The sequence below is a fragment of the Halomonas alkalicola genome, assembly GCF_030704205.1.
GTDB classification, from domain to species: domain Bacteria; phylum Pseudomonadota; class Gammaproteobacteria; order Pseudomonadales; family Halomonadaceae; genus Halomonas; species Halomonas alkalicola.
Window position 1 is genome coordinate 26,985 of sequence record NZ_CP131913.1, and the last position, 26,459, is coordinate 53,443.

Annotated in this window: 26 protein-coding genes and 2 pseudogenes; 19 read left to right on the top strand and 9 right to left on the bottom strand. The window is 59.3% G+C overall.

The annotated features are described in order from the left end of the window. Positions 1-285: 285 nt before the first annotated feature. From B6N23_RS00125 to B6N23_RS00135, 3 genes are read left to right on the top strand one after another with little or no spacing between them, the layout of a single operon-like run. Entirely contained in the window at positions 286-573 is a 288-nt protein-coding gene (locus B6N23_RS00125; protein ID WP_305501032.1) for a hypothetical protein, read from the top strand. Positions 574-588: 15 nt separating this feature from the next. After that, positions 589-1,212 (top strand): type II toxin-antitoxin system MqsA family antitoxin, encoded by a 624-nt coding sequence (locus B6N23_RS00130; protein ID WP_305501034.1) that lies wholly within the window; start codon positions 589-591, stop codon positions 1,210-1,212. Between the two features lie 13 nt (positions 1,213-1,225). Beyond that, positions 1,226-1,720 (top strand): hypothetical protein, encoded by a 495-nt coding sequence (locus tag B6N23_RS00135; protein ID WP_305501036.1) that lies wholly within the window; start codon positions 1,226-1,228, stop codon positions 1,718-1,720. A 126-nt stretch (positions 1,721-1,846) separates the two neighbouring features. Here B6N23_RS00135 and B6N23_RS00140 read toward each other — a convergent pair whose 3' ends face one another. Continuing rightward, complete coding sequence (locus tag B6N23_RS00140) at positions 1,847-2,005, bottom strand: hypothetical protein (protein ID WP_305501038.1); 159 nt, start codon at positions 2,003-2,005, stop codon at positions 1,847-1,849. Between the two features lie 390 nt (positions 2,006-2,395). Between B6N23_RS00140 and B6N23_RS00145 the strand changes: the two genes are divergently transcribed. From B6N23_RS00145 to B6N23_RS00155, 3 genes are all read left to right on the top strand, one after another. Next, on the top strand, positions 2,396-3,199 hold the full coding sequence (locus B6N23_RS00145; protein WP_305501040.1) for a TIGR04255 family protein: 804 nt from the start codon (positions 2,396-2,398) through the stop codon (positions 3,197-3,199). Then, positions 3,190-3,759 (top strand): hypothetical protein, encoded by a 570-nt coding sequence (locus B6N23_RS00150; protein WP_305501043.1) that lies wholly within the window; start codon positions 3,190-3,192, stop codon positions 3,757-3,759. Before B6N23_RS00145 ends, B6N23_RS00150 begins: the two co-directional genes overlap by 10 nt. Positions 3,760-3,871: 112 nt before the next feature. Continuing rightward, on the top strand, positions 3,872-4,258 hold the full coding sequence (locus B6N23_RS00155; protein WP_305501045.1) for an RNA-guided endonuclease InsQ/TnpB family protein: 387 nt from the start codon (positions 3,872-3,874) through the stop codon (positions 4,256-4,258). Between the two features lie 208 nt (positions 4,259-4,466). Here the strand turns inward: B6N23_RS00155 and B6N23_RS00160 are convergent, their stop codons facing one another. Further along, positions 4,467-5,885 carry an IS1380 family transposase gene (locus B6N23_RS00160; RefSeq protein WP_305501048.1) on the bottom strand — a complete coding sequence of 473 codons (1,419 nt, stop codon included), beginning with the start codon at positions 5,883-5,885 and terminating at the stop codon, positions 4,467-4,469. Between the two features lie 93 nt (positions 5,886-5,978). Between B6N23_RS00160 and B6N23_RS00165 the strand changes: the two genes are divergently transcribed. From B6N23_RS00165 to B6N23_RS00180, 4 genes are all read left to right on the top strand, one after another. After that, positions 5,979-6,815, top strand: coding sequence for an RNA-guided endonuclease InsQ/TnpB family protein (locus tag B6N23_RS00165; protein ID WP_439649850.1), 837 nt, complete (start codon positions 5,979-5,981; stop codon positions 6,813-6,815). 182 nt (positions 6,816-6,997) lie between these two features. Continuing rightward, entirely contained in the window at positions 6,998-7,264 is a 267-nt protein-coding gene (locus tag B6N23_RS00170) for an EexN family lipoprotein (RefSeq protein WP_305501050.1), read from the top strand. 376 nt (positions 7,265-7,640) lie between these two features. Beyond that, the gene (locus B6N23_RS00175; protein ID WP_305501052.1) at positions 7,641-7,877 is read left to right on the top strand and encodes a helix-turn-helix domain-containing protein; all 237 of its coding nucleotides are present in this window, start codon (positions 7,641-7,643) and stop codon (positions 7,875-7,877) included. Next, a complete protein-coding gene (locus B6N23_RS00180) occupies positions 7,874-9,145 on the top strand; it encodes a type II toxin-antitoxin system HipA family toxin (RefSeq protein WP_305501054.1) in 1,272 nt (423 codons plus the stop codon). Before B6N23_RS00175 ends, B6N23_RS00180 begins: the two co-directional genes overlap by 4 nt. Positions 9,146-9,325: 180 nt before the next feature. Here B6N23_RS00180 and B6N23_RS00185 read toward each other — a convergent pair whose 3' ends face one another. Both B6N23_RS00185 and B6N23_RS00190 read right to left on the bottom strand, forming a co-directional pair. Continuing rightward, entirely contained in the window at positions 9,326-9,640 is a 315-nt protein-coding gene (locus tag B6N23_RS00185) for an addiction module antidote protein (protein ID WP_305501056.1), read from the bottom strand. 3 nt (positions 9,641-9,643) lie between these two features. After that, positions 9,644-9,940 (bottom strand): type II toxin-antitoxin system RelE/ParE family toxin, encoded by a 297-nt coding sequence (locus B6N23_RS00190; RefSeq protein ID WP_305501058.1) that lies wholly within the window; start codon positions 9,938-9,940, stop codon positions 9,644-9,646. An 80-nt stretch (positions 9,941-10,020) separates the two neighbouring features. Between B6N23_RS00190 and B6N23_RS00195 the strand changes: the two genes are divergently transcribed. Then, complete coding sequence (locus B6N23_RS00195; protein WP_305501060.1) at positions 10,021-11,187, top strand: nucleotide sugar dehydrogenase; 1,167 nt, start codon at positions 10,021-10,023, stop codon at positions 11,185-11,187. Positions 11,188-11,278: 91 nt separating this feature from the next. Here the strand turns inward: B6N23_RS00195 and B6N23_RS00200 are convergent, their stop codons facing one another. Continuing rightward, a complete protein-coding gene (locus B6N23_RS00200; protein WP_305501062.1) occupies positions 11,279-11,932 on the bottom strand; it encodes a transposase in 654 nt (217 codons plus the stop codon). Positions 11,933-12,054: 122 nt separating this feature from the next. Here B6N23_RS00200 and B6N23_RS00205 point away from each other — a divergent pair, with 122 nt between their 5' ends. After that, positions 12,055-12,789, top strand: a complete 735-nt coding sequence (locus B6N23_RS00205; RefSeq protein ID WP_305501064.1) for an ElyC/SanA/YdcF family protein — start codon at positions 12,055-12,057, stop codon at positions 12,787-12,789. 116 nt (positions 12,790-12,905) lie between these two features. Beyond that, complete coding sequence (locus tag B6N23_RS00210; RefSeq protein ID WP_305501068.1) at positions 12,906-13,916, top strand: tyrosine-type recombinase/integrase; 1,011 nt, start codon at positions 12,906-12,908, stop codon at positions 13,914-13,916. On the opposite strand, the pseudogene B6N23_RS00215 reads toward B6N23_RS00210, so the two are convergent. Continuing rightward, positions 13,898-15,117: pseudogene (locus tag B6N23_RS00215) on the bottom strand (IS256 family transposase). The gene B6N23_RS00210 and the pseudogene B6N23_RS00215 overlap by 19 nt on opposite strands. A 161-nt stretch (positions 15,118-15,278) precedes the next feature. Then, positions 15,279-15,452 (bottom strand): hypothetical protein, encoded by a 174-nt coding sequence (locus B6N23_RS17085; RefSeq protein WP_305501073.1) that lies wholly within the window; start codon positions 15,450-15,452, stop codon positions 15,279-15,281. On the opposite strand from B6N23_RS17085, the gene B6N23_RS00225 reads away from it, so the two are divergent. From B6N23_RS00225 to B6N23_RS00240, 4 genes are all read left to right on the top strand, one after another. Beyond that, positions 15,451-17,127, top strand: a complete 1,677-nt coding sequence (locus B6N23_RS00225; protein ID WP_305501075.1) for a hypothetical protein — start codon at positions 15,451-15,453, stop codon at positions 17,125-17,127. The two genes, B6N23_RS17085 and B6N23_RS00225, sit on opposite strands and share 2 nt — an antisense overlap. Then, on the top strand, positions 17,124-18,998 hold the full coding sequence (locus B6N23_RS00230; RefSeq protein ID WP_305501077.1) for a site-specific integrase: 1,875 nt from the start codon (positions 17,124-17,126) through the stop codon (positions 18,996-18,998). Before B6N23_RS00225 ends, B6N23_RS00230 begins: the two co-directional genes overlap by 4 nt. Continuing rightward, a complete protein-coding gene (locus tag B6N23_RS00235; protein WP_305501078.1) occupies positions 18,991-19,401 on the top strand; it encodes a hypothetical protein in 411 nt (136 codons plus the stop codon). Before B6N23_RS00230 ends, B6N23_RS00235 begins: the two co-directional genes overlap by 8 nt. A 263-nt stretch (positions 19,402-19,664) precedes the next feature. After that, positions 19,665-21,083, top strand: a complete 1,419-nt coding sequence (locus tag B6N23_RS00240) for an IS1380 family transposase (protein ID WP_305501048.1) — start codon at positions 19,665-19,667, stop codon at positions 21,081-21,083. 508 nt (positions 21,084-21,591) lie between these two features. Here the strand turns inward: B6N23_RS00240 and B6N23_RS00245 are convergent. Then, the gene (locus B6N23_RS00245) at positions 21,592-21,948 is read right to left on the bottom strand and encodes a cupin domain-containing protein (protein ID WP_305501080.1); all 357 of its coding nucleotides are present in this window, start codon (positions 21,946-21,948) and stop codon (positions 21,592-21,594) included. A gap of 335 nt (positions 21,949-22,283) precedes the next feature. Next, positions 22,284-22,819, bottom strand: a pseudogene (locus tag B6N23_RS00250) (transposase); the annotation flags it as partial. Between the two features lie 182 nt (positions 22,820-23,001). Between B6N23_RS00250 and B6N23_RS00255 the strand changes: the two are divergent. After that, on the top strand, positions 23,002-23,859 hold the full coding sequence (locus B6N23_RS00255) for a chlorite dismutase family protein (protein WP_305501082.1): 858 nt from the start codon (positions 23,002-23,004) through the stop codon (positions 23,857-23,859). A gap of 39 nt (positions 23,860-23,898) precedes the next feature. After that, entirely contained in the window at positions 23,899-26,448 is a 2,550-nt protein-coding gene (locus tag B6N23_RS00260) for a molybdopterin-dependent oxidoreductase (RefSeq protein WP_305501084.1), read from the top strand. Positions 26,449-26,459 lie beyond the last annotated feature (11 nt).

Consider the following 26,459-nt stretch of genomic DNA (forward strand, 5'->3'; position numbering starts at 1 on the left):
CCCGCCATCCAGCCCCCGGGGTCAGACCCTTCAGCCAACTTAGGCAAACAGCCGCCTAAGTTTCCTGGAGTGTCTGGCCCCTTTGTGTTAGGCCGAGTCCAACCGCCTGCTGCCGGGACGGGGCTATTGCAATACCAAGGGGTGGTTACCATAATGGTAAGTAGAACTAACGTCAGCCGCTATGCTGGAGCGCCGCCGGAGCACGGTGATCACGACCGTACCATTGCAGGAGGCCCACTCTATCCCGCGTCAGATGTGTTAGCGGCACTGCAGGACAAGGGGTTGGTGCTGTGGACGCAGCGCTCGATCAGGAGGGCGCAGGAGCTCGGACTGGATGCCGATGACGTTGCGGACCTACTTCGTTCGGCTTTGCAGCAGGGACGTTACAAAAACAGTGAGTGGTGCCAGCAGAAGCCCGACGGCCCCTGGGCGGCCAGCGACGTTTACCTGTTGACGCGCCATGAATGGAATGACAGAGCCTTTCGTGAACTCCCAGCACACTACTATCTGAAATTTGCTTTGGCCAAGAGTGGACGCCTGGTATTGACGGTGTCGTGCCATGTCCAGACCTGATGCCAAGGAGGCGCTATGACAGCCCACCAGGATATGCTCTGCCCCATCTGTGAGGCGGGGACGTTGACGCCTCAAATCGCCGAGAACGAGGTGACGTACAAGGGCCATACACGGAGCCTGCCGTTGCTGATGTCTGTCTGCCAGGCCTGCGGTTCCGAGCAGGCCAGTGCCCAGCAGACGCGCGACAACAAGCGCACGATGCTGGCCTTCCGCAAGGAGGTGGATGGCCTGTTGACGGGGGCCGAGCTGCGTGCACTGCGAGACCGCCTGGGTATCTCCCAGGCACAGGCCGCACGGTTGTTCGGCGGCGGTCCGGTCGCCTTCTCCAAGTATGAGAACGATGATGTGGCCCAGTCCGAGGCCATGGACCGCCTGATTCGACTGGCGGCGGATGTGCCGCAGGCATTGCGCTGGCTGGCACAACGTGCCGGGGACGCTGAACTGGCGAGCGCTGTTACCACCCAGGGATTCTGTGATTACCTGGCTGCCATGGGGCGCTACGCGCAAACCGTTGCCGTGCTGTCCCGTTCGATCGATGTCCAGCATCGTTACTCCGAGCCCCGGCAGGTCATTCGATTGTCGCGTATTGGTGAAGATCACGGCCGCTGGACCCAGCGCGAGGAAACCCTAGTGCTCTGAAGGAGCCCATGGCATGAGCGTCCAACTGCAAATGTCCCCCCTGCAGCTCAAGGAGCTGCTGTATAAAAAGATTTTGATAGAAGCGGCGGTGGATCTGACTGAGGCGGAGGGCTACTGGGCGCCAACCTTCGACTTCGAAGGAGTGAAGTTGGTGGCCGATCTTGCCGTTGGTTTCGCCAAGGGCCAGCAGGACGATCCCAGGCAGTTCATGGTCGAAATGACGGTGGCGATCCCCAACAATCCAGAAGATGGCAAGCGGGCCCCTTATACCCTAGATATCCAGGCCCAGGCATGGATTGAAGTCGCCGATGGCATTCCCAAGGACAAGCGGCGTGAGATCGTGGAGGTCAATGGCGCCTCCCTGATCCTCGGCGCGATTCGTGAGCTGGTATTGCAGGTAACCGGGAGGTCCGGGCTAGGCCCCATGCTGCTGCCGACGCTGCGATTCCTCCCGCAGCCAGCCCCGGGGTCAGACCCTTCGGCAAACTTAGGCAAAACCCACGCCTAAGTGTCCCGAAGTGTCCGACCCCTGCGGCCGAGCCCCGCTTAGGGGTCGTACCCTAAAGTTGACTTCGGTAAAGCGCGGTAATGAAAAGCCCGCCTACGGGGCGGGTGCCTGGACGACGACGAAGGATCAAGAAGACTTGTGAGCTGCCTTCTGCAGCACCAGCTGTTGACGCTGGTTGGCGCGTTCAATCACCTGACGATAGACATCACGCTTGCGCTCAGGGCTGGCGTCGCGGATGAATGCGGACAGGGGGCTGCTGCAGGTCTTGGCGTCTTTGGTCATCATAGCGGCTTCCTCGTCTTCTCGGCGAGCTTCTGCAGAAGAGGCTGGCGAGCGTATCCTTCGGCAATGTAGGTGTCAATTCAGCCCACCGGGGTCAGGCCCTTCGGCAAACTTAGGCAAAACCCCCGCCTAAGTGTGCCGAAGTGTCCGACCCCTGCCTTTGACCCTCCGCCCGGTTGGCGCCGTCGTCATCCGCCCCTGGGTCAAGCCCGAGCACGTGCTTGGCCATGCGAGTGGCCTGCTTCATCAGCCCTCGGGGTCAGGCCCTTAAGGGCGCTTAGGGGTCGGAGCCTTAAGGTGACTTTGAGCTCTGTCGAACGCCTGGGCCAAGTGGTGGTCTGTGGTAGTCGTGTGTATAGTTGAGTGTATAGTTTTCTGATGGGGGGAGCACTGATGGGCCAGTCGGTCCGCTATCCCAAGCTGGAACGCCAGCCGCTGTCGCTGGTGCTGGCAGAGTTTCGTTTCTCGCCCCTGCAGGCGTCGGTAAGTCGTCTGTTTGCCTTGCAGGAACAGATGCAGCAGGCCTTCGGCAAGCTGGAGGAGTACACCACTCACACCCTGCGTCTGGCACCGGACGGCAGCCAGGAGAAGGCCAGCGGCTGGGGGTTCCTGTTCCGTGCCGAGGCGGGGGATAGCCTGGTTCTGGTCGAGCCGGAACGACTGGTTTATATCACGTCCCACTACCCTCGATTTCCGGCCTTTGCCGCACGCTGCATGGAGGCGGTGACCCTGCTGGAAGAGGCCCTGGCACCCGGCCAGCTGCTGCGCGTCGGGTTGCGTTTCAATGATGTGGTGGTGCCCGGCCAGGGGGAGTCGCTGGAGGCCTACCTGGACAGCAGCCTGCTGCCGCCGGCTGCCCTGGCGTCTCTGGCAGGCCCACTGGCAGGGCACCGTACTGAAACCCAGGTGGAGACCGATGCGGGGCGACTTGTGGTGCGCGCCCTGGTGAGCGGGCACGGCCTTGCGGTGATGCCGGATATCGACCCGCATGTTCAGCTGGCCCAGCCGGACGAGGTGCCTCGCGACAGGCTCACCGCTGTGCTCGATTTCGATCACTTCTGGCGCGCCGAGCAGAACCAGGCCGAGGCGTTTTCTCGGGTGGCGGTTCACCGCCGCCTGGAGGCGCTTCATGAACCCGCGAGGGAGGCCTTCTGGCGCGTTACCACCGAGTGGGCAAGGAGGGAGCGATGGTCCTAGTCATCCAGAGCCAAGCACCGGCACAGCCTCAACTGGCAGAGCTGGGCTGGGGGGATACGGCTTTCACTGATTGGCTGCTGGACAGCAGCGGCGGCTCTGTGCGGCGCTTCTTTTCAGACGCTTCAGGGAGCCGGAGGGGCCTGCGTCAGCTGCCCGGCCTGCGGGCTGGGGACGAGGCGAATGGCAACGGTAGCGCCGCATCGCCTCTGGTGCAGCGGCTGGACGCTATTGCCGACAGCTTTGCGCTGAATCACCAGCAGCTGGCAGATGCCTGCGGAGTCTCCCGTGCCGCCTTGTATGCCTGGCGGGATGGCTCAGAGCCTCGGCGGGGCGCCCTGCAGCGTATTTCGGCCCTGCATCGGGCGGCACTCGATTGGCAACGCTCCGGTTTTCCCCGGCCAACTGCCACCCTGCAGCTGCCTCTGTTCAAGCAGCACAGCCTGCTGGACCTGCTCTGTGCCACACCGTTGGATCTCGAGGCTATCCACTTTCTGGGAATGCGTCTGGCGCTTCGCGACACGGAAGTCTCGGCAGGCGAGCTGTATGACCCGTTCCGGTGAGAGCGCGTGACCAAAAGGCGCGACAAGCCTCGGCACTTCAGGCCGAGGAAGGATAGCGCGGACGCCGAAGGCGTCCTATAATGCTGGATGCATATACAAACTCTGAGTCTTTATGCAACGCCTCCAAGCCTTCAAATATGAGCTGATGCCCAACGGCGAGCAGGTGCGGAAAATGCGCCAGTTTGCCGGCATGGCGCGGTTCGTTTTCAACCGGGGGCTGGCGTTGCAAAAGGAGCAGTATGAAGCCGGTGAGAAGAAGTTGGGCTACGCGGCTTTGTGCAAGCAACTCACCGGCTGGCGCAATAGCGCCGAGACACCTTGGCTCCGGGATGGCCCGATCCACCCGCTCCAGCAGTCGCTGAAGGATCTGGAGCGCGCCTACGCTAACTTCTTCGCCAAGCGTGCAGACTTCCCGCGCTTCAAGAAGAAAGGGCAGCGCGACAGCTTCCGCTATCCCGATCCGAAACAGATCAACCCGCCTTATTCACGAGGGCGCTGATTGAGCGGTCTGAAGGTACTGGCTGTTGGCATTGCTTATCAGGATTCGCCTCTTCAGCGCGAGTGGCTGTTGAGTAATGCCAGAACGCAGCCCTTTTCCTACTTACTTATAGCTCTTTGGAATCAATGGCGGCCGTCCAAGCAGCCGTGATCGCCGACCGCCGCTCCGGTCGCTCGCTTTCTGATGCTGTGGTGGTCTCGCAGGAGCGTCAGCTCAGTGCGGTCAGCTTCGGTAGCCCCTTCAGCAGCGTCGGCCACCACTTGTCGGCGGCGGCACCCAGATGAACGGTGATTCGCCGAGCGTGCAGCCTCAGCGTGGCGGCGACCTTGAGCACCTGCTCGCGCATCCGGCTCAGGCTCCAGCCTTGTCGGGTTTGCCGCTCCAGGAGGCAGCGCAGGCCATGCAGGACCTGGTAGGCGTAGAGACTGAGCAGCAAGCTCACCTCGTTGCGCGCCATCACGTCCTGAACGGTGGAGGCGCCGCGATCGGTCGACGAGAGGTGCACGTCGAGCGCCGACTTCACTTCGCCCATGTGCGCCTCGGCGCTGCCGCGCTTGCGATAGAGTGCTAGGACCTTCTCTGGCGGCCAGTCGAACTTGCTGAGGTTGGTGACCAGGAAGAAGGCATGCAGCAGCAGGTCATCGGGGCGCTCCTGCACGACCAGCACGACGCGCCGTGGTGCCGGCCAGGAACCGGCTTGGTACTCAAGGTCATGGCACCATTCTCGAGGCTGTTCAGGCGGTCGGCCGCGGGGCCGCTTCAGGTAGGGCGCCGCCAATTTTTGCAGGCCCTTGTGGCTGCGTAACCGGCCCAGATACTCGATGTCGCGCTCTTCCAGCGCCTCCAGCGTGTCGTTGTCGGTGAATCCGGCATCGATGCGCACCCGAACCTGGGCGCCAGTGCTCTCGTTGAGCCGCGTCACCAGATGGGGGATCCATGTATCGGCATTCTCAGCCGGGCCGGCGTTGCCCTCGCGTAGCAGGCCACCGACCATGTCGCCTGTTTCGGCCAGCGAGGCGACCAGCGGCGAGTAGATGCGGGTACCGTAAAGGCCATGGTAGGCCGAGCCACCTTGGTGACCGTGGACCTCGATCGGCAGGCCGTCGATGTCCAGCGTCAGCTGCTTGGGGCGCTCGCCGTTCTTCAGCGAGGTCAGGCGCCAGAGCACCAGCCGCAGCAGGCCTTCGTGCACGGCATCGATGTTGTCGTTGCGGCCGAGGCAGGTCAGCAGCCGCGACAGCGTGGCTTGAGACGGCCGGTCCTGCGCCAATGGCGTCGTCCCGCGCGCGTCGCTACAGGCCAACTGCCAGAGCGGGTCACGGCGCAGCGTGTCGGTATCGCTGAGATCGATCCAGCCCATCGCGCGCTGCAGCACCAGGGTGCGTAGCTGACTGGCCAGGGAGTGGCGGATACGCAGCGGGTGACGCGGATCGACCAGGTTGTCTTCGAGCGCCTCAATCACGCCGCTGTTGTCGAGGGCTTCACGCAGCAACAAAGCGCCGCTGTCGCTGGTGGTGCGGTGGCCGCTCAGCTCGACACGGACAGAGCCGTTGCACGAGGGCGTCCAGGTGGATAGGCTTTCACCCATAGCGGATGGCTCCCTTGGATCAGGTTCTTGGCGGAACACACTGAATTTTCAAGAGGATACCATCCGCTATCTTCGTTTTCAGGCCGGTCTCATGAATAAGGCGGGATCAAGCTCGATCAAGGAAACAGCCGCATCTTCCTGCCCAAGCTCGGCTGGCTGCGTTTTCGCAAGAGCCGCGAGGTACTGGGGGTGGTGAAGAACGTCACCGTCAGCCAGTCGTCGGGGCGATGGTTCGTCTCGATTCAGACCGAGCGCGAGGTCGCCGTGCCAGCGCCAACCGGCGGCGCGGTGGGCATCGACCTGGGCGTGGCGCGGTTCGCCACACTCTCCGATGGCAGCTACCTGGCACCCCTCAACAGTGTCAGAACGCACCAGGCGGCGCTGCGCAAGGCGCAGCAAGCCATGAGTCGCAAGGTCAAGTTCAGCAACAACTGGAAGAAGGCCAAGGCCCGCGTCCAGAAACGCCAGGCTCACATCGCCAATGCCCGGCGCGACTACCTGCACAAGGCTTCCACCACGATCAGCCAAAACCACGCGCTCGTGGTGCTGGAAGACCTGCAGGTAGGCAACATGGCGCGCTCGGCCAGAGGCAGTGCCGAGCAGCCAGGCCGCCATGTCCGGCAGAAATCTGGCCTCAACCGCTCGATCCTCGACCAGGGCTGGTACGAGTTCCGGCGTCAGCTCGACTACAAGTTGGCCTGGCGCGGGGCGCATCTGGTGGTTGTGCCACCGCACAACACCAGCCGCACCTGCCCCGAGTGCGGGCATGTGGCTGCGGGGAACCGGCGCAGCCAGGCCCGCTTTGCCTGTGTCGAATGTGGCTACCAGGCCAATGCCGACCAGGTCGCGGCCATCAATGTGCTAAGGGCAGGACATGCCCGGTTCGCCTGTGAAGTGAGTGGTGCAGTCAGGCCGCCAGCAGCAGGAACCCACCGAAGCGACTCAGGAGTGGCTCAATGCCGCGCCTGAGCGCCGTAGGAATCCTCTTCCTTTCCGCCGTTGGCGGCAGCTGCCTAAGCAGCTGAGGGAGGGGAGGACGTCAATGAGCAAACCACGTCGGCTTGTAAAGCTGACGACGACGAAGGGGGTGGGCTGCGTCTGCTGCGCCCCCAACACACTGTGCTTGGCACGCCACAAGGAGAAGGATCTTCATGAAGTACGCCGCACTGCCCATTGGTCTCTTGACCGTGTTTCTGGTCGCCGGCTGTTCGAGCGATAACGAGGCGGAGAGAGTCTATACCGTCGAGGAATACACGGAGGACTTGAGCATGGCCGAAGAGGTTGTCGAGCGCTGCCGCAACAACCCCGGCCAGCTGCAGGATGATCCCAACTGCATCAATGCTTCCGAAGCCGTCGCCCGGCATCGACTGATCGGCTCCGGCGAGGGTGCCCAGATGCCGAGCATCACCGGCGACTGAGCACCTCGGATGCCCCGGGGTCAGACCCTTAAGCCCGCTTAGGGGTCGTACCCTTAAGGGAACTTCGAAGCCCGGCCATGTGCCGGGCTTCGGCGTTGTTGCTGCGCGAGGAGGCTGATTCCTGCGCCAGCCCGTGGCATCGCCGGCGGCTGCCTGAGAAGTGGGCAGCGTTGCCTGCTAGGGTGGGGGGAGGGCAGTGCCTTTGCCTGTAACGCTGTCCCATGTCGCAGACTGGGGCCTGCTGAATGTTTCCCTAGCGGGATACAAACCGCCCTGCTGCCAGCAGAGAGAGAATTTTCCCGATAGGGATAATTACATTGACACCGGCGTCGAAGGCTCTTAATTTTCCCTAACGGGAAAACTATTGGAGCGTTTCATGCGCCTCGGCACCCCAATTCATGATGCCGCTACCCTTGGCCGGCTGATCCGACAGACGCGAAAGCAGCAGAACCTGACGCTCGAAACGCTGGCAGGCCTTTGCGGGTTGAGCATACGTTTCCTCAGCGAACTGGAGAACGGCCGAGAAACCTGCAGCCTGGTGCGCGTGCTGCTGGTGCTTGATGCCCTGGGAATAGAGCTGACCGCCGAACCGCCCGAGACAGGTGCATCATGAGCCAGCACCATACCCTGAACGTTTGGCGTGAGCATCGCCTGGTCGGTACCCTGTGGCGAGGTAGCGGCGAACGCCTGATCGGCTTCGAATACGATAGCGAATGGCAAGCCACCGGCCACGCCATTTCCAACAGCCTGCCGCTGGAAAAACGCACCTGGCTACCCGAAGAACAAACGGCCCATCGCTGGTTCGGCAACCTGCTACCCGAAGAGCAAGCCCGCACCGCGCTGCTCAAGCGGCTTGCCATCCCCGACGACGATTTCGCCCTACTGGCCGCCATCGGTGGCGACTGCGCCGGCGCACTCACTCTTCTTCCGCCTGAGCAGCAGCCGGCCAGCCAATGGGAAACGACACCGCTTGCGCTGGACAAACTCGCGCAATGGGCCGCCTACCGCGAGCGCTACTCGCTGATGGGCTCCGATGGCGATGACCACCTCCCACGCCTCTCGTTGGCAGGAGCTCAGGATAAAATTCCGGTAGTGCTCGACAACGGCGAGCTCAAACTGCCGCGGGGGGCTACCCCTTCGTCGCATATTCTCAAGTTCGCCGTGGAAGGCCGCGAACTGATCGTCTTGAACGAACTTTTTCTCAACACGCTAGCACGCCTCGCCGGACTGGCCTGCCCCACCACGACACTGGGCCAGGCGGAAGGCCATGCCTACCTGCTGGTGGAACGCTATGACAGAAGCGATATCGGTACCCAGGCGCTGCGCCGCCTTCATCAGGAAGACTTCTGTCAGGCCATGGGGCTCTCGCGAATCGAGAAGTACCAGGTGCCGGATGGCCCGCGTTTCGGGCAGTGCATTGCCGCGGCCCGACAAGCCTGTCGCCCCAGCGCCACCTCGATCCAGCACCTGCTGCGCTGGCAAATTTTCAACGTCCTGGTCGGCAACACCGATGGTCATGCCAAGAACCTATCGCTGCTACAGAACGAGCGAGGTCAATGGCAAATCGCCCCCGCCTACGACCTGGTAGGCACTCTGGTGCTGGGCTACCACCGCGACCTGGCTTTCTCGGTCGGTGATCGGTTCAATTCTCGGCAACTGCTGCCCCGCGACTGGCAAGCCTTCGCCAAGGAGTGTCGCTTCAGCTACCCCTTCGTGCGCCGCGAGATACACTCACTCGCCGCCAGGCTGCAGGAATTGCTGGTGGCCGATGAACTGCGGCAGGCCTTGAGCGATGCAGGGCTGAGCGAACATGGCTGGGTAAGGCTTCAGCAGCAGCGCCAGCATATTCGGTCTCAATGCAACAAGGCGCAGCGCTGGTAGTAAGTGAACCGTACCGGCTTTCTGAGGATGCCTCGGGGTCAGATGCCTCGGGGTCAGACCCTTCGGCAAACTTAGGCAAAACCCCCGCCTAAGTGTGCCGAAGGGTCCGACCCCTGCCTTAGTGTGCCGAAGTGTCCGACCCCTGCCTTTGACCCTCCGCCCGCTTCGGGCTTGCGAGGGTCAAGGGGCCGGAGGCTGGGACATCGGTTTGATGGTCAGCTGTAGCCCCAGGGCGTTGGCGACCTTGTTGATGGTGGAGAAGGCGGGATTGCCTTCACCTGAAAGCGCCTTGTAAAGCCCCTCTCGGCTCATGCCGACCTCTTTGGCCAGCTGGCTCATGTTGCGTGCACGGGCAACGTCACCCAGAGCGGCAGCGAGGAGTGAGGGATCATTCTCTTCCATCACGGCTTCCAGGTAGGCGGCGATCTCCTCTTCGGTCTGGAGGTACTCGGCGGTGTCGTAGTGGCTGAATGTCACCTGTGGTTGGGTTGCCATGGGTTACTCCTTCCACTGCTTGGCAATGGCTTTGGCTTGCTCCATGTCGCTGGGCTGGCTGCCCTTGTCGCCCCCGCAGAGTAGGACGACTACAATGGGGCCTCGGGTAAGGTAGTAGACCCGGTAGCCGGGGCCATGCGGTATGCGCAGTTCCGAGATACCTTCACCGACAGGTTTGACATCGCCGGGGTTGCCGAGGCTGAGCCGTCTGAGCCGCACCGTGATCTTGGCACGGGCCCGAGTGTCACGAAGGCTGCGCAGCCACTGATCAAAGACATCGGTTTTGATAAGCTTGATCATATGTGAACCCTAGTTGACAGCTCGTGTGATGTCAACTGTGGTTATCGGATCCTGCTAGCTGCTCATGAGAAGGAACTGCTGTGAACATTGCCATTGCCGGTACCGGCTACGTCGGTCTCTCCAACGCCATGCTGCTGGCCCAGCACAACCGGGTCGTGGCGGTGGATATCGTCCCCGAGCGGGTCGCGATGCTGAACGAGGGGCGCTCGCCCATCGAGGATGCCGAGATCAGCGAGTTCCTGGCCCACCGCCAGCTGGACTTCACGGCGACCCTGAACAAGGAGGCCGCCTACCGCGAGGCCGACTTCGTGGTGATCGCGACCCCCACCGACTACGACCCGAAGACCAACACCTTCGATACCTCGAGCGTCGAGGCGGTGATCCAGGACGTGATGGCGATCAATCCGGGCGCGGTGATGGTGATCAAGTCCACCGTGCCGGTGGGCTACACCGCGGAGGCCAGCCGGCGCTTCGGCACCGAGAACCTGCTCTTCTCGCCGGAGTTCCTGCGCGAGGGCAGGGCGCTCTACGATAACCTGCACCCGTCGCGGATCATCGTCGGCGAGCACTCCGCCCGGGCCGAGGCCTTCGCCGGCCTGCTCAGGCAGGGGGCGCTGGACGACGAGATCCCGGTGCTCTTCACCAACAGCACCGAGGCGGAGGCGATCAAGCTCTTCGCCAACACCTATCTCGCCATGCGGGTGGCCTACTTCAACGAGCTCGACAGCTACGCCGAGACCCACGGCCTGGATACCCGCCAGATCATCGAGGGCGTGGGGCTCGACCCGCGCATCGGAAAGCACTACAACAACCCCTCCTTCGGCTACGGCGGCTACTGCCTGCCCAAGGACACCAAGCAGCTCCTGGCCAACTACCAGGACGTGCCGAGCAACATCATCGCGGCCATCGTCGATGCCAACCGCACCCGCAAGGACTTCATCGCCGAGCAGATCCTCAAGCGCCAGCCCCGGGTGGTGGGGGTCTACCGGCTGATCATGAAGACCGGCTCCGACAACTTCCGCGCCAGCGCCATGCAGGGCGTGATGAAGCGCATCAAGGCCAAGGGCATCGAGGTGGTGGTCTATGAGCCGGTGCTCGCCGAGGAGACCTTCTACGGCTCGCGGGTGATCCGCGACCTCCACGCCTTCAAGGCCGAGGCCGACGTGATCCTGTCGAACCGCATGGCCGCCGAGCTCCAGGACGTCGCCGAGAAGGTCTACACCCGCGACCTCTTCGGCAGCGACTGAGCGAACCAACCTTCGGGGTCAACCTTCGGGGTCAGACCCTTCGGCAAACTTAGGCCAACCCCCGCCTAAGTCTTCTGAAGGGTCTGACCCCCTATGGGGATTGCCCCGACAGCCGTTCCCGCCAGGCCTCGCTGCCGAAGGCGTGGCCGCGGCGAGTCTGCTGGCGGATCTCCTCCAGGGTGGCGTCGGGCAGGGGCGCGTCGAAGAGCTGGCGGTAGTGGTGCCGGCGCCGGCGCTGCTCGGGGTCGCGGGCGCTGGCCAGGTAGAGCGCATGGGGCGTGACCCGCGGGTCCTCGGCGCCCAGGGCGTTGGCCGGGTAGCTGGACCAGCGGTAGTCGCCGGGATGGGCGACCATGCCGGCCCGCACCGGATTCAGCTCGATATAGCGGTAGCAGGCGAAGAGGTAGTCTTCTTCGCCGATGAGGCAGGAGTAGTAACGGCCCTCGAAGAGCCCGCCGGTACGCTCATGGCGCCGGTTGAAGTACTGTGCGTAGCGCTGCCCGAGGCTCTTCATCAGCAGGCTGACGCCCTGCGGGTCGTCGCGGGGCGTGGCCAGCAGGTGGAAGTGATTGGTCATCAGCACATAGGCGTGCACGTCGACCCGATACTCCCGGCGAGCCTCGTCAAGCAGATCGAGAAAACGCTCGGCATCGCTGCGGAAGTGAAAGCAGGTGCCGCGGTTGTTCCCGCGCTGCACCAGGTGCACCGGTATACTGGGCAGAAGAATACGAGTCGGGCGGGGCATGGCCAATCCCCCTTTCATGGCGTGCGGTGGCCTGCCTCAGTGTAGCCCAACCTCAGCCCCCTTCGGGGTCAGACCCTTAAATTCCCTTAAGGGTCTGACCCCGCCAGCCAACGTGGTGTTGCATGTACGATACGATCAAGGCGCTGGCGTCCCAGCTGCTGATGCCGCTGCCCGTCAGCCTGGGGCTGATGGCATTGGGCCTCGCGCTGATGGCCTGGCGCTGCCGCCGTGCGGGTGTGGCGGCAGCGGCTATCGGCCTGGCGGTTCTGATGCTGGCCAGCTGGGGGCCCGTCGCCGAGCGTCTCCTGGAACCGCTCGAGACGCGCTATCCGGCACTGCAGACGCTGCCAGAGGGGGAGGGCTTGGTCGCGGTGGTGGTGCTGGGGGGCGGTTGGCGACCCGAGGCGCCGCGCTCGAGCGTGAGCCGCTTGAACGACAGCTCGGCGATTCGCCTGATGGAGGGCATCCGGCTGTGGCGACAGAACCCTGAGCTGCCGCTGGTGGTCACCGGTGCCAGCCGTGATCCCGATATTGCCCCGGTGGCCCGGGGCTATGCCACTGCCGCCGCAGAGCTGGGCGTGCCGGAAGGGCGCCTGACGGTGCTGGACTGGCCCACCGATACCGGCCTGGAAGCCCAGGCCGTTCGTGAGGCCCTGGGCGAGGGCGCGCGGGTGGTGCTGGTCACCTCCGCGTCGCATATGCCGCGCTCAATGCGTCACTTCCGACAGGCCGGACTCGAGCCCCTGGCGGCGCCCACCCACTACCTGACCCAGCCTGATCAAGCCGGCCAGCTGCGCCATTGGGTGCCATCGGCCAGCCACCTACGCAAGTCGGAGCGGGCGTTGTTAGGGAGCTAGCGCACTGTTAGGAAGTAAGCTATTTTTCAATCAAGCTTTTACAAAATAATAGGTGAGAAGCAGATGAGAGCAATTCTAGTAATTGCTTATGCACAAGCACCGGCAAGAACTTTTTTATGAATCTGGTGTGGTCGACAACCGACCTTGTCATCGGCGGGCATGCGTATCCTGAGTTCCCAATTCTGCTATGGGATAGTATGGAGAGCTGTCGGCCTGCCAATCTGTTTCTGCGTTACTACCTACTGCGCGGTGCCGTAGGATCTCAGAAATCGTGGGATCCGGTAGGGAGAGCGTTGTATGACTATTTCAGCTTTCTGCAGGCTCACGAGCTGGAATGGGATAAGTGTGACCGTGGCGAAGCAAAGAGCTTGGTTGCGGCTTACCGAGACTACTCCTTGTATACGGTGAAGCTACAACGCAGCACTGTCCGAAACCGTCTCACCTATGTGACCCTCTTCTACGAATACGCCCAGCGGCAACGGTGGATCACAACTCTGCCATTCGGATACGAGGATCGAATAGTTAAACGTAAGCACCGTTTACTGTCGCATACCGAAAGCAGTGGTGGCCGTGCGTCCATGCGCGACGTCATGCCGCGCGCCCATTACAATTTGCCGAAGTTTCTATCTACATCGGAAATCACGCTTTTGTTGGAGGCAGCGACCAACGTTCATCACAACATGATTGTGCGGCTAGCGTTGGGTACTGGATTACGGAAGCAAGAACTAGCGACTTTCCCGCTGCGTTATATTTTCGATCCTGAGCTTCGAGGTGACCAGTCGCGGAATGTAAGGGTAACCTTAGATCCAGAGGACGGGAGCGGCATGAAGACCAAGGGCAGTAAGCCCCGGGTCATCTACATTTCTCGCAATCTCATGGGGAATCTCAACTTCTACGCCAAGCACCGGCGCGGGGAGCGGGCCTCTCTGAGCCGTCGCCAGCATGCGCCGTTGTTTCTAAACCAAACGGGGGAGCCTTACAGCTTGGATGGCAAGGGGCTTGATCGGATCGTCCGTCTCATTGGACGCCGGGCCGGGCTGGAAGTCTGGGGTAGTGTCCCGTCAAGTGGTGTAACAGCGGGTGAGGCCACCGCGGCCTTCGCTGACTGTTACGCCGCCTCCTCGTGAATCAATTGTTCGGTGCCTGCCTCAGTCGCCTCCTTGAGCACCGGGGCCAGGCTCTCCAGGCTCAGGTACCGGCGGCTGACTTGCCATTCATCGTTCTGCTCCAGCAGTACCGCTCCGACCAGGCGCGTCACCGACGCGTTGTTGGGGAAGATCCCGACGACGTTGCTGCGCCGTTTGATCTCCTTGTTCAGCCGCTCCAAGCAGTTCGTGGACGCCAACTTCGGCCAGTGATCTTTCGGGAAGGCCATGAACGCCAGCACGTCCTCCTCGGCGCTATCCATGCAGTCCGCCGCCTTGGCGAAGCGCTCACGCAGGCTGTCGGCCACCTGCCGCCACTGGCGCGTCGCTGCGGCTTGATCCGGCTGGGCAAAGGCCGTGCGCACCGCCGCCGAGATCGCTGGCTGGTGGGCCTTAGGGACCTGCGAGAGCACGTTGCGCATGAAGTGCACTCGACAGCGTTGCCAGCCCGCCCCAGTCAGTACCGTCGCGATCGCCTTTTTCAGCCCCTCGTGAGCGTCGGAGATGACCAGGCGAGTGCCCTTCAGCCCCCGGGCCACCAGCGAGCGTAGGAACGCCGTCCAGAAGCCCTCCGTCTCAGCCGGACCTGCGGAGAGGCCCAGCACCTCACGGTAACCGTCCTGATTCACCGCCGTGGCCACCACCACCGCCTGGCTCGCTACCGGGCCGTGCTCTCGACTCTTGATATAGGTCGCGTCGAGCCATACGTAGGGCCAGTGCCCCTCCAGCGGCCGCTCCAGGAAGCTCTGGACGCGCTCATCGATCGAGGCGCACAGTCGGGAGACCTGCGACTTGGAGATCCCGGTCATCCCCATGGCCTGGACCAGCTCGTCGACCTTACGAGTTGAGATGCCCTGCACGTAGGCCTCCTGCACCACCGCCGTGAGCGCTTGCTCGCTCATCCGCCGCGGCTCGAGGAAGCCGGGGAAGTAGCTGCCCTGGCGGAGCTTGGGGACCTTGAGATCCACTCGGCCCATAAACGCGTCTCCAACGGCCGCTCCCGGTAGCCATTGCGCCGGTTGACCCGCTCCTCGGAGCGCTCGTGGCGATCGGCCCCGCACAGCTCGGCCACCTCGTGCTCCATCAGCTCCTGGAGCATGAAGGCCAGCGTCTCACGCAGGAAGTCCGGTGCCACCGCTCGCTTTTCAAGCAGCTCCGTCAGTGCCATGCTCTTGTTGGTCATCGTGGGGTTCCTTCGGTTGGTTGCGTGTTTGGCGACTTGCAACTTTATCGAAGGCCCATGGTGACCTCATCCTCCCGTCTGAATTACACCTCTTCCCGGGACGTTACCAAGTCTGGCCTCACAAACTGCGACATACCTATGCTACCCATACCTTGGTTACCCTACAGCGCAACCGTGCCACCAATAAGATAGAGCCGCTTGCCTTCCTGCAAATGCAGCTGGGGCATGCTTCTATCCAAACTACGATGGTCTATCTGCATTTGATCAATGAACTGGCCGATGAGGCGGTACTTATCTACGCAGAGGAGTTGGACGAATTGGCGGGTATGGTTCATGGGTAAGCGTAAAGTCTTTCTTAAGACGGACTTGTCTACTCCGGAGATCACCCACGAGCGGGATGGCGCCGGTTGCGTCAAGCTCCTTGATTCTATTCCCCCGCGTGATACCAAGGTGCATTATAGTCCCAATCCGTATGGTGCTCGCGTCTTCGATTTTGCACCATGGTATGGCGCTGGTATTGACGATCTCACCTATGCCTGCCAGCGGCAGATCGAACGCTTCATTGACAAGCAGGACTCAGATATCGAGTCATCCACCATTTTGGGCTATTGTCAGACGGGGCTGAGGCGTTTTCTGGACTTTTCAGTCATGTACGCCGCCACGCTGCAGCGGTCGCTGCGCCTCTCCGACGTCGACCGCACCATGATCGACGGTTACATGAGCTTCCTACGTGACAAAGGCTACGCTGCGTGTTCCCAGCGGGTGTCTTATTATTACACCAAGGCGGTGCTATCCGCCCTAGCACGGCGATCGTTAATAGTGGTTGTATCCGATGGTGATGAAGTAACTTTTCCCAAAAATCCTTATCCTAACTCGCACCGCGCCGCCAAGGGCGAAAAGCCTCTGTCCGCGTCTGAGCGGAGGTTGGTTGCAGTGGCCTTGCGGCGTGCGATTCAGCCTCTCTTCTCTGCAGATGCCAAATCGCCTGATTCTTATATGCTCTCCGTCGCACTTTTCGTCGTGGCCCTTCACACCGGCCGTAATGCCACTCCGCTTGTCGAGATGCCAATTGACTGCTTTAGGGCGCATCCGAAAGACAGCACTGAGTTCCTGGCTTTTTACAAACGACGAGGACACACTTCCAGCAGGGTAGCCCTGCGTGCGGAGTCCGATATTGATCGCGTAGTTGAGTCCATGCCGACGGTTCGACCCGGCGTTGGTCGGCTTATTCGTCGGGTCATCGAGCTGACCCGCGACGTGCGCGCCCAGGCTCCCGCGGAACTCGCCGACCGGGTCTGGCTCTACTACTCAACCTGCAATCAACACTCGTGTGTACAGCCTCTCACGCTGACTATGCTCAGTGACAAAATCGCCGATTTTGTCTCGAACCATGCCCTCAAGGATTCGGATGGGCGACCGCTACGCCTGACCATCGGAAGACTGAGAAAGACGTTCGTTAATCGGATCTACGAGTTGCTTGATGGCGACATCCTCACCACAGCAGTAGCTGCGGGTAACCAGGTGCGCATTACCGATCAGCACTACCTTCGGCCGGGGGAGGATGCGGTGAAGAACTGGCTGTTCATGGGACAGTGCCTGGTGCAGGAATTGATCACGAACACGTTAGGTGCCACGGAGAGGACCCCGGTGGGCCGGTGCTCCGACAATCAGCATGGCCAGTTTGCGCCCGCGCGTGACGGTGAAGTGTGCCAGAGCTTTCTCAACTGTCTTCGTTGCCGCAACTACGTCGTCACTGGTGATGATCTTTGGCGCCTGTTCTCGTTTTATTGGCGAGTGCTTAAAGAACGCTCTCGCGTCGATAGGCGCCGTTGGGAACGTCACCTAAGCCACATTCCCCGGCTCATCGATCGCGATGTTATTTATCAAGGCCTTTCGAAGAAGGTATTTACCCAAGCCCAGGTCGATGCGGCACGCGAGCGTGCACGTAACAACCCGCACCCCTTCTGGGCGAGTGATACGATCTTTGTGTCACTTGGAGATCTGGCATGAACCGCACGGATTCCCTTGTCCGAGGGGTAGAATACCCTGTCGGGGCGTTAGACGACGCCACGATTATCAGCAGTTACATCATGGAGGGCCGCAGGGTGGTTGTGAGCCGCTATGGTGATGAGCGATGGCTCTTTGTGAACACTCCCACCAACCAACCGAAGGGATGCCGTCAAGTCTACTTCAAGCGGTTTCCCGAGAGATTCCGGCCTGTTGTGAAGGCGGTGCTCTATCGGTACATGACGCGCGGCCGCGTGGGCATGGATCGGCCGACCGACCGCGTCATAGTCAAGCTCGCCAGCGACTTGAAGCCATTCATTGACTATCTCGCCAGCTTAGGCATTGCACGCCTTGGCGATATTCGCGCGGAGACGTGTCAAGGGTATGTCGAAGCTTGCCGGCGCCACGTCTGGGCTAGCAAAACCGGCGAGCGACGTTTGAAAGCAGCGTCTCTAGGACACCGCTTGTGTGCTGTCGAACGGCTACATGAGTTGAGCCAATACACGGACGACGCCATGCCAGAACCCCCGTGGCCTGATACGTCCTACTCCCACATCGCCAATCTGACAGGCCGAGGCACAAGCTACCGTGGCGGCAAAACGCCGCTTATTCCTGACGAGATCTTTTCGGCGCTCTTCCAGCGCGCCTGGGCCGTAATCAAAGGGGCGGCGCCAATCTTGAATCTGCGTGATAAGTGGGTTGAGCTGAAGGCTAACGAAGGCCAGGAATGGAATAAACATGTCGCTACCAAACGCTTGCGTAAATTTTTGCAGTCGCGGAATTGGGCCGGTCCTGCGAAGTTCGGCAAGGCAGTGCGGGACATCCGGCCGGCGTGCTACATCGTAATCGCCAGTTTGTCTGGATGCCGAAATCACGAATTGGCATTCCTGCAATCTGGCGCCGTCCGCAGCACCCTTGAGCCAAGTGATCGTGAAGGCGAAGAGCCACTACGCTACTGGTGGATGGAAGCGAAGTCCACGAAGACCGGCGAGGGCGTGACCGAATGGATGATCCCTGAAGCGGCAGTGACTGCCATCCGTGTCTTGGAACGCTGGGCGGCCCCCTACCAAGCGGATATTGAACGTGAGGTGGCGGAGCGCCGAAAGGCTAACTCCAACGATATCGAGATCCCTGCGGCACTAAAACATCGGTACGCTGTGTTTCTTGGCGCCGAGCCACGCCGAGGGAACCAAGTACGGACCCTATCCAATCAACAAGTCAATAACGATTTACGAAGGTTCGTTCGGGACTGCGAATTGAGTTGGGACATAGCCAGCCATCAGTTTAGACGAAAGTTCGCCAATTACGCGGCACGTAGTCAGTTCGGTGATCTGCGATACCTTAAACAGCACTTCAAGCACTGGTCGATGGACATGACTCTCGGCTACGCTCTGAACGAATCACAGGAAATGGCGTTGTATGCCGAAGTGCAGAACGAGCTAGATAATATCAAGTCAGAAGTGGTTGAGATCTGGCTTGAACCAGGTGCGCCGCTCGCAGGCGGATACGGGGAGAATATTGCCACTTGGCGTGGAACGAATCCCGTGACGTTGTTCAAGAGCCATAAGCATATGGTCCGCTCCCTAGCTGAGAGTACGTCCATTCGCAGCAACGGCCATGCTTGGTGCACAGCCGACGACAACCTGTGCATTGGCAACGATATCGAGCGCTCTCGATGCAGTGGCTGCAAGAACGCAGTGATCGACGTGCGGCACCGACCGATTTATCAGGGGCTGCTAACGCACCTCAACGAAGTCGCCTCTTGCGACGACATTGGGCCTAGCGGGCGGAAGATGGTAAAACGCGACCAGCAGCGCTGTCAGCATGTAATCCAATCCCTGGATGGAGAGGCCCCGAGAATGGCAGATGAATAAGACACGGAAGAACGCGGACGCGCGCGAGAAAGATCTGCGCATGGCGATACAGCGCATCAAGCATGGTCGCTCCCACACCGGCGCCAAGAATTTGAGCATCGCAGCGGTAGCGCGCGAGACGGGTGTCTCAGCTGCACTAATCCACAACCACTATCCGGCCATTGCCGAGGCTATACGCGTTGAACGAGGACGGGATGGCCGTAGCGAGCGTGACGCGAAGCACCAACAACTCCGTGAACTGCGTGAAAAATCCCGCATGCTGCGACAGCAACTTGAGGATATGAGAACTCAAGTGGCACGTCTGACCTCACTCAATGAGGTTCTGCTCGCGGAAAACGAGGCCCTTCGCTCGCGTCTGGGCGAGGGGCAGGTGATCCACATTCAGCCTCGCATCGTAATTTAAAAAATGGACAAAAAAAATCTAATGTGGGCTATAATCCCTGAATTCAAGCAATAAGCGCAGCACCTGCGGTGTTCAGGGCTTATTGATACTTTCCGAAGAACTCCTGTGCCGGTGCCACCGAGTTCGACAGATAAAAGCGTAAGTTGCAGTTTTTCCAGGAAAAACGTTTACGAAATTTGCACTACAACAACCATTAACCCGCCTTATTCATGAGACCGGCCTGAAAACGAAGATAGCGGATGGTATCCTCTTGAAAATTCAGTGTGTTCCGCCAAGAACCTGATCCAAGGGAGCCATCCGCTATGGGTGAAAGCCTATCCACCTGGACGCCCTCGTGCAACGGCTCTGTCCGTGTCGAGCTGAGCGGCCACCGCACCACCAGCGACAGCGGCGCTTTGTTGCTGCGTGAAGCCCTCGACAACAGCGGCGTGATTGAGGCGCTCGAAGACAACCTGGTCGATCCGCGTCACCCGCTGCGTATCCGCCACTCCCTGGCCAGTCAGCTACGCACCCTGGTGCTGCAGCGCGCGATGGGCTGGATCGATCTCAGCGATACCGACACGCTGCGCCGTGACCCGCTCTGGCAGTTGGCCTGTAGCGACGCGCGCGGGACGACGCCATTGGCGCAGGACCGGCCGTCTCAAGCCACGCTGTCGCGGCTGCTGACCTGCCTCGGCCGCAACGACAACATCGATGCCGTGCACGAAGGCCTGCTGCGGCTGGTGCTCTGGCGCCTGACCTCGCTGAAGAACGGCGAGCGCCCCAAGCAGCTGACGCTGGACATCGACGGCCTGCCGATCGAGGTCCACGGTCACCAAGGTGGCTCGGCCTACCATGGCCTTTACGGTACCCGCATCTACTCGCCGCTGGTCGCCTCGCTGGCCGAAACAGGCGACATGGTCGGTGGCCTGCTACGCGAGGGCAACGCCGGCCCGGCTGAGAATGCCGATACATGGATCCCCCATCTGGTGACGCGGCTCAACGAGAGCACTGGCGCCCAGGTTCGGGTGCGCATCGATGCCGGATTCACCGACAACGACACGCTGGAGGCGCTGGAAGAGCGCGACATCGAGTATCTGGGCCGGTTACGCAGCCACAAGGGCCTGCAAAAATTGGCGGCGCCCTACCTGAAGCGGCCCCGCGGCCGACCGCCTGAACAGCCTCGAGAATGGTGCCATGACCTTGAGTACCAAGCCGGTTCCTGGCCGGCACCACGGCGCGTCGTGCTGGTCGTGCAGGAGCGCCCCGATGACCTGCTGCTGCATGCCTTCTTCCTGGTCACCAACCTCAGCAAGTTCGACTGGCCGCCAGAGAAGGTCCTAGCACTCTATCGCAAGCGCGGCAGCGCCGAGGCGCACATGGGCGAAGTGAAGTCGGCGCTCGACGTGCACCTCTCGTCGACCGATCGCGGCGCCTCCACCGTTCAGGACGTGATGGCGCGCAACGAGGTGAGCTTGCTGCTCAGTCTCTACGCCTACCAGGTCCTGCATGGCCTGCGCTGCCTCCTGGAGCGGCAAACCCGACAAGGCTGGAGCCTGAGCCGGATGCGCGAGCAGGTGCTCAAGGTCGCCGCCACGCTGAGGCTGCACGCTCGGCGAATCACCGTTCATCTGGGTGCCGCCGCCGACAAGTGGTGGCCGACGCTGCTGAAGGGGCTACCGAAGCTGACCGCACTGAGCTGACGCTCCTGCGAGACCACCACAGCATCAGAAAGCGAGCGACCGGAGCGGCGGTCGGCGATCACGGCTGCTTGGACGGCCGCCATTGATTCCAAAGAGCTATAAGTAAGTAGGAAAAGGGCTGCGTTCTGGCATTACTCAACAGCCACTCGCGCTGAAGAGGCGAATCCTGATAAGCAATGCCAACAGCCAGTACCTTCAGACCGCTCAATCAGCGCCCTCGTGAATAAGGCGGGATTAAGCCATGCAAATGCTTGATTTCTAGACAGAAATACGCGATATCGTAACGCTGTCCCCTATTTTCTCTTACATAGCAAGATTCAGCCCAGCTGGCCAATACTGCAAGGAAACGGCTCGAAACGTGTCACTACAGGGATTCTGACAGGGAGTTGCAAACTTACTGAACCTTCAGTCCACAGGTGCCAGTTTCAGGCCAAAATCGGACTGGAAGTGTCTAACTCGGTGTCCCCCGGCAAAGCCGAGGGAATACCTTATTTATTAATGTGAATGCCTATTTCTCAGACAACGCAAAACCGGCATTGCCCGGTGCAACCACTGAGACAAATATGAACGGTACGGGGCCAGAGTTCATTGCACCATGCACTTGCCCAAGTTTTGCTATGGCAATATCTCCGGCTTTAAGTAAGGTGACTATGCCGTCACCTTGATAATACTCGGCCTCACCTGAGATAACCGTCCAAGTATCTTGGCCGTGAGGGTGGACATGAGCGGCTATTTCTTGCCCAGGATGGGCATGCCAAACAACAACGGCAGAGTCGTTGGTTTCCATAACCACCGAACGAATTGGTTCGCCGTTAGACGGGCGAATATATTCTGCAACCGGAAAGATCCTTGATTCTGTTTTCATATCCATACCCTATTTAAAACCCTGAATTCAAGCAATAACAACGCAACAGCGAGTTATTGTCAAATCCTGTGTACAGCGAGTCAGGCGGCAGCCCTGCCTGCCTGACTGATTGGTCAAGGATTCGCCATCCTGAACTTGACGTTGTTCCAGCTTGTTGAACCCCTTGATCCGCTTCCATCGCTGCTGAGCGCTCTGAAGCAGCTTGAAGACCATCGGGTCTGCGCCTTCATCTCGAAGGTTCGCATCGAGATAGATCTGCGTGGTCTCCACCGATTCGTGTCCGAGCCACAATGCAATCACAGAACGACGGAGCCGTCCTGCTGACCGTGGACCTAGAAGGGTAGGCAATCGATGTCCAGCGTCAGCCGCTTGGGGCGCTCGCCGTTCTTCAGCGAGGTCAGGCGCCAGACCACCAACCGCAGCAGGCCTTCGTGCACGGCATCGATGTTGTCGTTGCGCCCGTGGCAGGTCAGCAGCCGCGACAGCGTGGCTTGAGACGGCCGGTCCTGGGCCAGTGGCATCAACCCGCGAGCATCGCTGCAGGCCAGCTGCCAGAGCGGGTCACGGCACAGCGTGTCGGTATCGCTGAGGTCAATCCAGCCCATCGCGCGCTGCAGCACCAAGGTGCGCAACTGGCTGGCCAGCGAATGGCGGATACGCAGCGGGTGGCGGCGATCGACTAGGTTGTCCTCCAGTGCCTCGATCACCCGCTGTTAGCGAGGGCTTCACGCAGCAGCATAGCGCCGCTGTCGCTGGAGGTGCGCTGGCCGTCGAGCTTAACGCGGATGGACCCATTGCAGGAAGTCCAGGTGGATAGGCGGCTTTCACCCATGGCGAGTAGTCCTCTTGAATCGCTTTCTGGCAGGAACATCTTGATTCTACGTGAGAATGATACTCGTTATTTTCTGTCTCAGGCCGGTGAGTTAGGCGGTTTTATTGATTTGAGTCAATAAATTCCCCCCACCTTCGTCTATATTTACAAGACGATAGGATCTGGGGGGTTACCCTACAACTATCGATTAAGAATCTCACTTCTGAAAAAAGGTAAAAGAGATGAAGTCAAAGCTTAAAACGAATTATATGGCAGCCACTGTTATGCTCGTAGCTGCTGGATCGATGTTCGGCACGGTGGCCTACGCGCAAGAAATGGGCGAAAGTACCGAGATGCAGATGGATCAAGAAATTGAACGCTCCAAAATACTGACAGATACAGGTTTTTTTGGAGTTTTCGCCACATACAAACTCAATTCAGATTATTACCAAAAGGGATCAGCTGAGCGTCGTGGTGCGGTTGATGAAGTGCTCTCGGTTGTTGAAGATCACATGGATAATGTGTTGGTTGACGCCTATCTAACGAGAGGTCTAAGCGCCAAAAGCGACTACATGCTTCGTGTCCATGCCTATGACCTGCAAACTGCTCAAGACTTCATGAATGATTTTAGTAATACCCGGTTTGGCATGCACTCAGAAGTTACCGAAAATCTGACCGGCATAACGAAATCTCTGAATTATATCACCAAAGAAGAATCCTCAGACTTAAACGCTGCCTTAACTTCTACTTCGTACTCAGGTGAGGAGCCGAGGTACTCAATTGTCGTTCCCGTCAAGAAAAGTGCAGAGTGGTGGAATATGAGCGAGGAAGAACGTCTTGAGGAAATGGAAACACACACGGAGCCGACGCTTGCGTACCTCCCGAACGTAAAACGGAAACTATATCATTCGACCGGCTTGGCGGATACCGATTTTATTACATACTTCGAGACTAATGATCTCGAAGCGTTCAACAATTTGATGTTGTCTTTGGCGCAGGTTCCGGAAAATCTACATCATGATCGGTGGGGCGATCCGACTATACTTTCGACCATCCAGCCAATTGGAAACGTAGTAGAAACGTTGTCGGCGGTTAAATAACGTTTGGGCGCTCACAATAGAAAAAAATAGGAGAAAACGATGACATCAGCATCAAGACGTAACTTTATTAAGGGAAGTTTGGCTGTGCTTGCTGCGGGCGGCATGATTAACCCTTTCAGTCGAACCAGCGCCGCCTTGGCGGCGTTGGTCCAGACTGACGCGCGCCCATGGGAACAAACGATGCGAGATAAGTTCTTGGGGGAGACAAAGTTTCGTGCCGTCAATATGCCAAACTGCACGGGGGCCTGCGGATGGAACGTGTTCGTGAAGGACGGCATCGTTCAACGGGTGGAACCTCCCCTCGATTACCCGGACGATGAGTATAATCCGCGTGGGTGCATGAAGGGTCAAACCTATCACCGCCGGGTGTACGGAGCAGACCGGGTCAAATACCCCATGAGGCGTGTGGGTGGTCGCGGTGCGGGTGTTTGGGAACGGCTCAGTTGGGACGAAGCATTTGACTACATTGCCTCCGAACTCAAACGGATTTCGGAAAAATATGGCAGTGAAACGATCTGGCTTTACCCTCCTGTGCCAGCCACCGGGTTGGTAAAACAGGGAGCTGGCGAGCGATTCGCTTCGGTAAACAGCTTCGGTATAGGTACATTCTTTAATTGGTACGGTGATCTTCCCCTTAATCAACCTATCACGTGGAACGTTAAGAGTGAAGAGCACGAGTTTCGGGATGCGCTCAACACTAAATACGCGATCATCTGGGGGTCCGATATGTTTCAAACTCGGATGCCTGATGCACATTTTTTCACGGATATCAGAGCGAAAGGGGTAAAGATTGTTTATATTGCACCCTACTATGATCCCACAGCAAGCGGTGTTGACGAATGGGTAAAACTTCGTCCCGGAACTGATGCGGCATTGGCGCTCGGCATGTGTCATGTCGTTGTCAAAAAAGGACTCACAGACGAGGCGCACATCCGCCGTACTACAAGCGGCCCGCTGCTCATCCGAGATGATAACGGAAAATACCTCAAGGCCTCTGATGTGGATCCCGAGGGCGATTCTGACACCTTCATGGTGCTTGATCCCAACTCAGAAACACCTGTTCCCGACGTGTATTTCAGCGACGAACCACCGCTGACGGGGAGCTGGTCGGTCAAGCTTGCGAATGGTGAAACGATCTCCTGCTCTACCTCGCATACGTTGTTTCTCAAAACGCTTGATGAGCACGATCCAGAAACGGTCTTTGAGATTACCGGCGTGCCAGTTGAAGTCATTGAACGGATTGCAGTGGAATATGCCTCTGCAGATCCGGCGAGTATCTGGACCGGCACCGGCATTAACCATTGGTACCACGGAGACCTGATGGGGAGATGCGTCATTGCCTTAGGATGCTTGACGGGTAATATCGGTAAACAAGGTGGAGGCGTCAGCCCTTGGTCCGGCCAGCACAAGGTGCGTATCGATCCAACCGAGTACTTACACCCGAAGAAAAATGAGGACGGCTCCGAGCGTTACCGCCCACTTCCGCTCGACACAACATATGTCGTGCAAGGCCCGACAGAAACGATGGCCGAAAAGGAAAAGTATTGGCGTCAAGTTCGGTGTATCTGGGCGGCGGGGGGTAATCTCTTTGGCCAGGCTTCGGACCAAGCCAAATTTTCGAAGATTTTACAAGACGAAATCGAGTTTATTGTTTCTCCCGAAATACAGATGAGCACCACCGCTCAACTTGCCGACATTGTGCTTCCCATTGTTAGCTGGTACGAGCTTCCGATGGATCTCGTTACAACGCCTGCTCACCCGTACATTCAGTTGCATGAGGGTGCGTTAAAGCCGATGTATGAGGCGAAGTCCGACATAGAGGTCTACTACGAAGTCAGCAAGCGATTGGGAACCGGCGATATCTTCGAATATAACCATCCCGAGCAAGTCGTTGATCTTTTGTTGAAGACTGGTGGTCCGCTAGTGGAAGGCATAACGCTGGACCGAATAAAAAAAGAGCGGGTTATCAAGGTTAATATGCTGTCTGATACCTACGTCCCCTTCACCGAAGAGGTTCAAGGTAAGAAAAAGTTTACTACTGCTTCGGGGCGTCAAGAGCTCTATAAAGATGAAGATAGGTTTATTGAATACGGTGAACAGTTGCCTATCCATAAAGAACCTAAAACCGCAACACCATATGGGCCATCGAAGGTTTGGCGTGAAGCAAAAAAAGAGCGTAACCCTCTGATGCAAAGCTATCCGCTCGTTTATCACGCGAGACATACGCGGTGGAGCGTTCATTCCTCCTGGAGAACGACGGAAATTCTCCTTAAATTGGATGACATCGGAGAACCTTTGCTCGAGTTGAATTATGAGGAAGCTGCGAAGCGTGGCCTAGAAGCAGGTTCGTACGCTATGGCTTACAACCAGCACGGTTATGTCAAAGCGAAAGTAAAAATTCGCGAATCCGTTCCACCAGGTGCCGTGGTAATTTATTTTGGATGGCAACGTCAACAGATTCGAGAGGGTCACTGGAATAGTCTCAGTCACAACCCTATCAACCCTATCCATGAAATTTATTTCGAGCCAAATTTCTGGGGGCCTGTGTCCGGGCATTTCGATCAAATCTGCGAAGTCACGAAAGCTTGACCGCTTAAACC

Coding starts and splice junctions, on each gene's coding strand:
- B6N23_RS00130 (WP_305501034.1), top strand. CDS start 589: ATGACAGCCCACCAGGATATGCTCTGCCCCATCTGTGAGGCGGGGACG.
- B6N23_RS00135 (WP_305501036.1), top strand. CDS start 1,226: ATGAGCGTCCAACTGCAAATGTCCCCCCTGCAGCTCAAGGAGCTGCTG.
- B6N23_RS00140 (WP_305501038.1), bottom strand. CDS start 2,005: ATGATGACCAAAGACGCCAAGACCTGCAGCAGCCCCCTGTCCGCATTC.
- B6N23_RS00145 (WP_305501040.1), top strand. CDS start 2,396: ATGGGCCAGTCGGTCCGCTATCCCAAGCTGGAACGCCAGCCGCTGTCG.
- B6N23_RS00150 (WP_305501043.1), top strand. CDS start 3,190: ATGGTCCTAGTCATCCAGAGCCAAGCACCGGCACAGCCTCAACTGGCA.
- B6N23_RS00155 (WP_305501045.1), top strand. CDS start 3,872: ATGCAACGCCTCCAAGCCTTCAAATATGAGCTGATGCCCAACGGCGAG.
- B6N23_RS00170 (WP_305501050.1), top strand. CDS start 6,998: ATGAAGTACGCCGCACTGCCCATTGGTCTCTTGACCGTGTTTCTGGTC.
- B6N23_RS00175 (WP_305501052.1), top strand. CDS start 7,641: ATGCGCCTCGGCACCCCAATTCATGATGCCGCTACCCTTGGCCGGCTG.
- B6N23_RS00180 (WP_305501054.1), top strand. CDS start 7,874: ATGAGCCAGCACCATACCCTGAACGTTTGGCGTGAGCATCGCCTGGTC.
- B6N23_RS00185 (WP_305501056.1), bottom strand. CDS start 9,640: ATGGCAACCCAACCACAGGTGACATTCAGCCACTACGACACCGCCGAG.
- B6N23_RS00190 (WP_305501058.1), bottom strand. CDS start 9,940: ATGATCAAGCTTATCAAAACCGATGTCTTTGATCAGTGGCTGCGCAGC.
- B6N23_RS00200 (WP_305501062.1), bottom strand. CDS start 11,932: ATGCCCCGCCCGACTCGTATTCTTCTGCCCAGTATACCGGTGCACCTG.
- B6N23_RS00205 (WP_305501064.1), top strand. CDS start 12,055: ATGTACGATACGATCAAGGCGCTGGCGTCCCAGCTGCTGATGCCGCTG.
- B6N23_RS00210 (WP_305501068.1), top strand. CDS start 12,906: ATGAATCTGGTGTGGTCGACAACCGACCTTGTCATCGGCGGGCATGCG.
- B6N23_RS00225 (WP_305501075.1), top strand. CDS start 15,451: ATGGGTAAGCGTAAAGTCTTTCTTAAGACGGACTTGTCTACTCCGGAG.
- B6N23_RS17085 (WP_305501073.1), bottom strand. CDS start 15,452: ATGAACCATACCCGCCAATTCGTCCAACTCCTCTGCGTAGATAAGTAC.
- B6N23_RS00230 (WP_305501077.1), top strand. CDS start 17,124: ATGAACCGCACGGATTCCCTTGTCCGAGGGGTAGAATACCCTGTCGGG.
- B6N23_RS00235 (WP_305501078.1), top strand. CDS start 18,991: ATGAATAAGACACGGAAGAACGCGGACGCGCGCGAGAAAGATCTGCGC.
- B6N23_RS00245 (WP_305501080.1), bottom strand. CDS start 21,948: ATGAAAACAGAATCAAGGATCTTTCCGGTTGCAGAATATATTCGCCCG.
- B6N23_RS00255 (WP_305501082.1), top strand. CDS start 23,002: ATGAAGTCAAAGCTTAAAACGAATTATATGGCAGCCACTGTTATGCTC.
- B6N23_RS00260 (WP_305501084.1), top strand. CDS start 23,899: ATGACATCAGCATCAAGACGTAACTTTATTAAGGGAAGTTTGGCTGTG.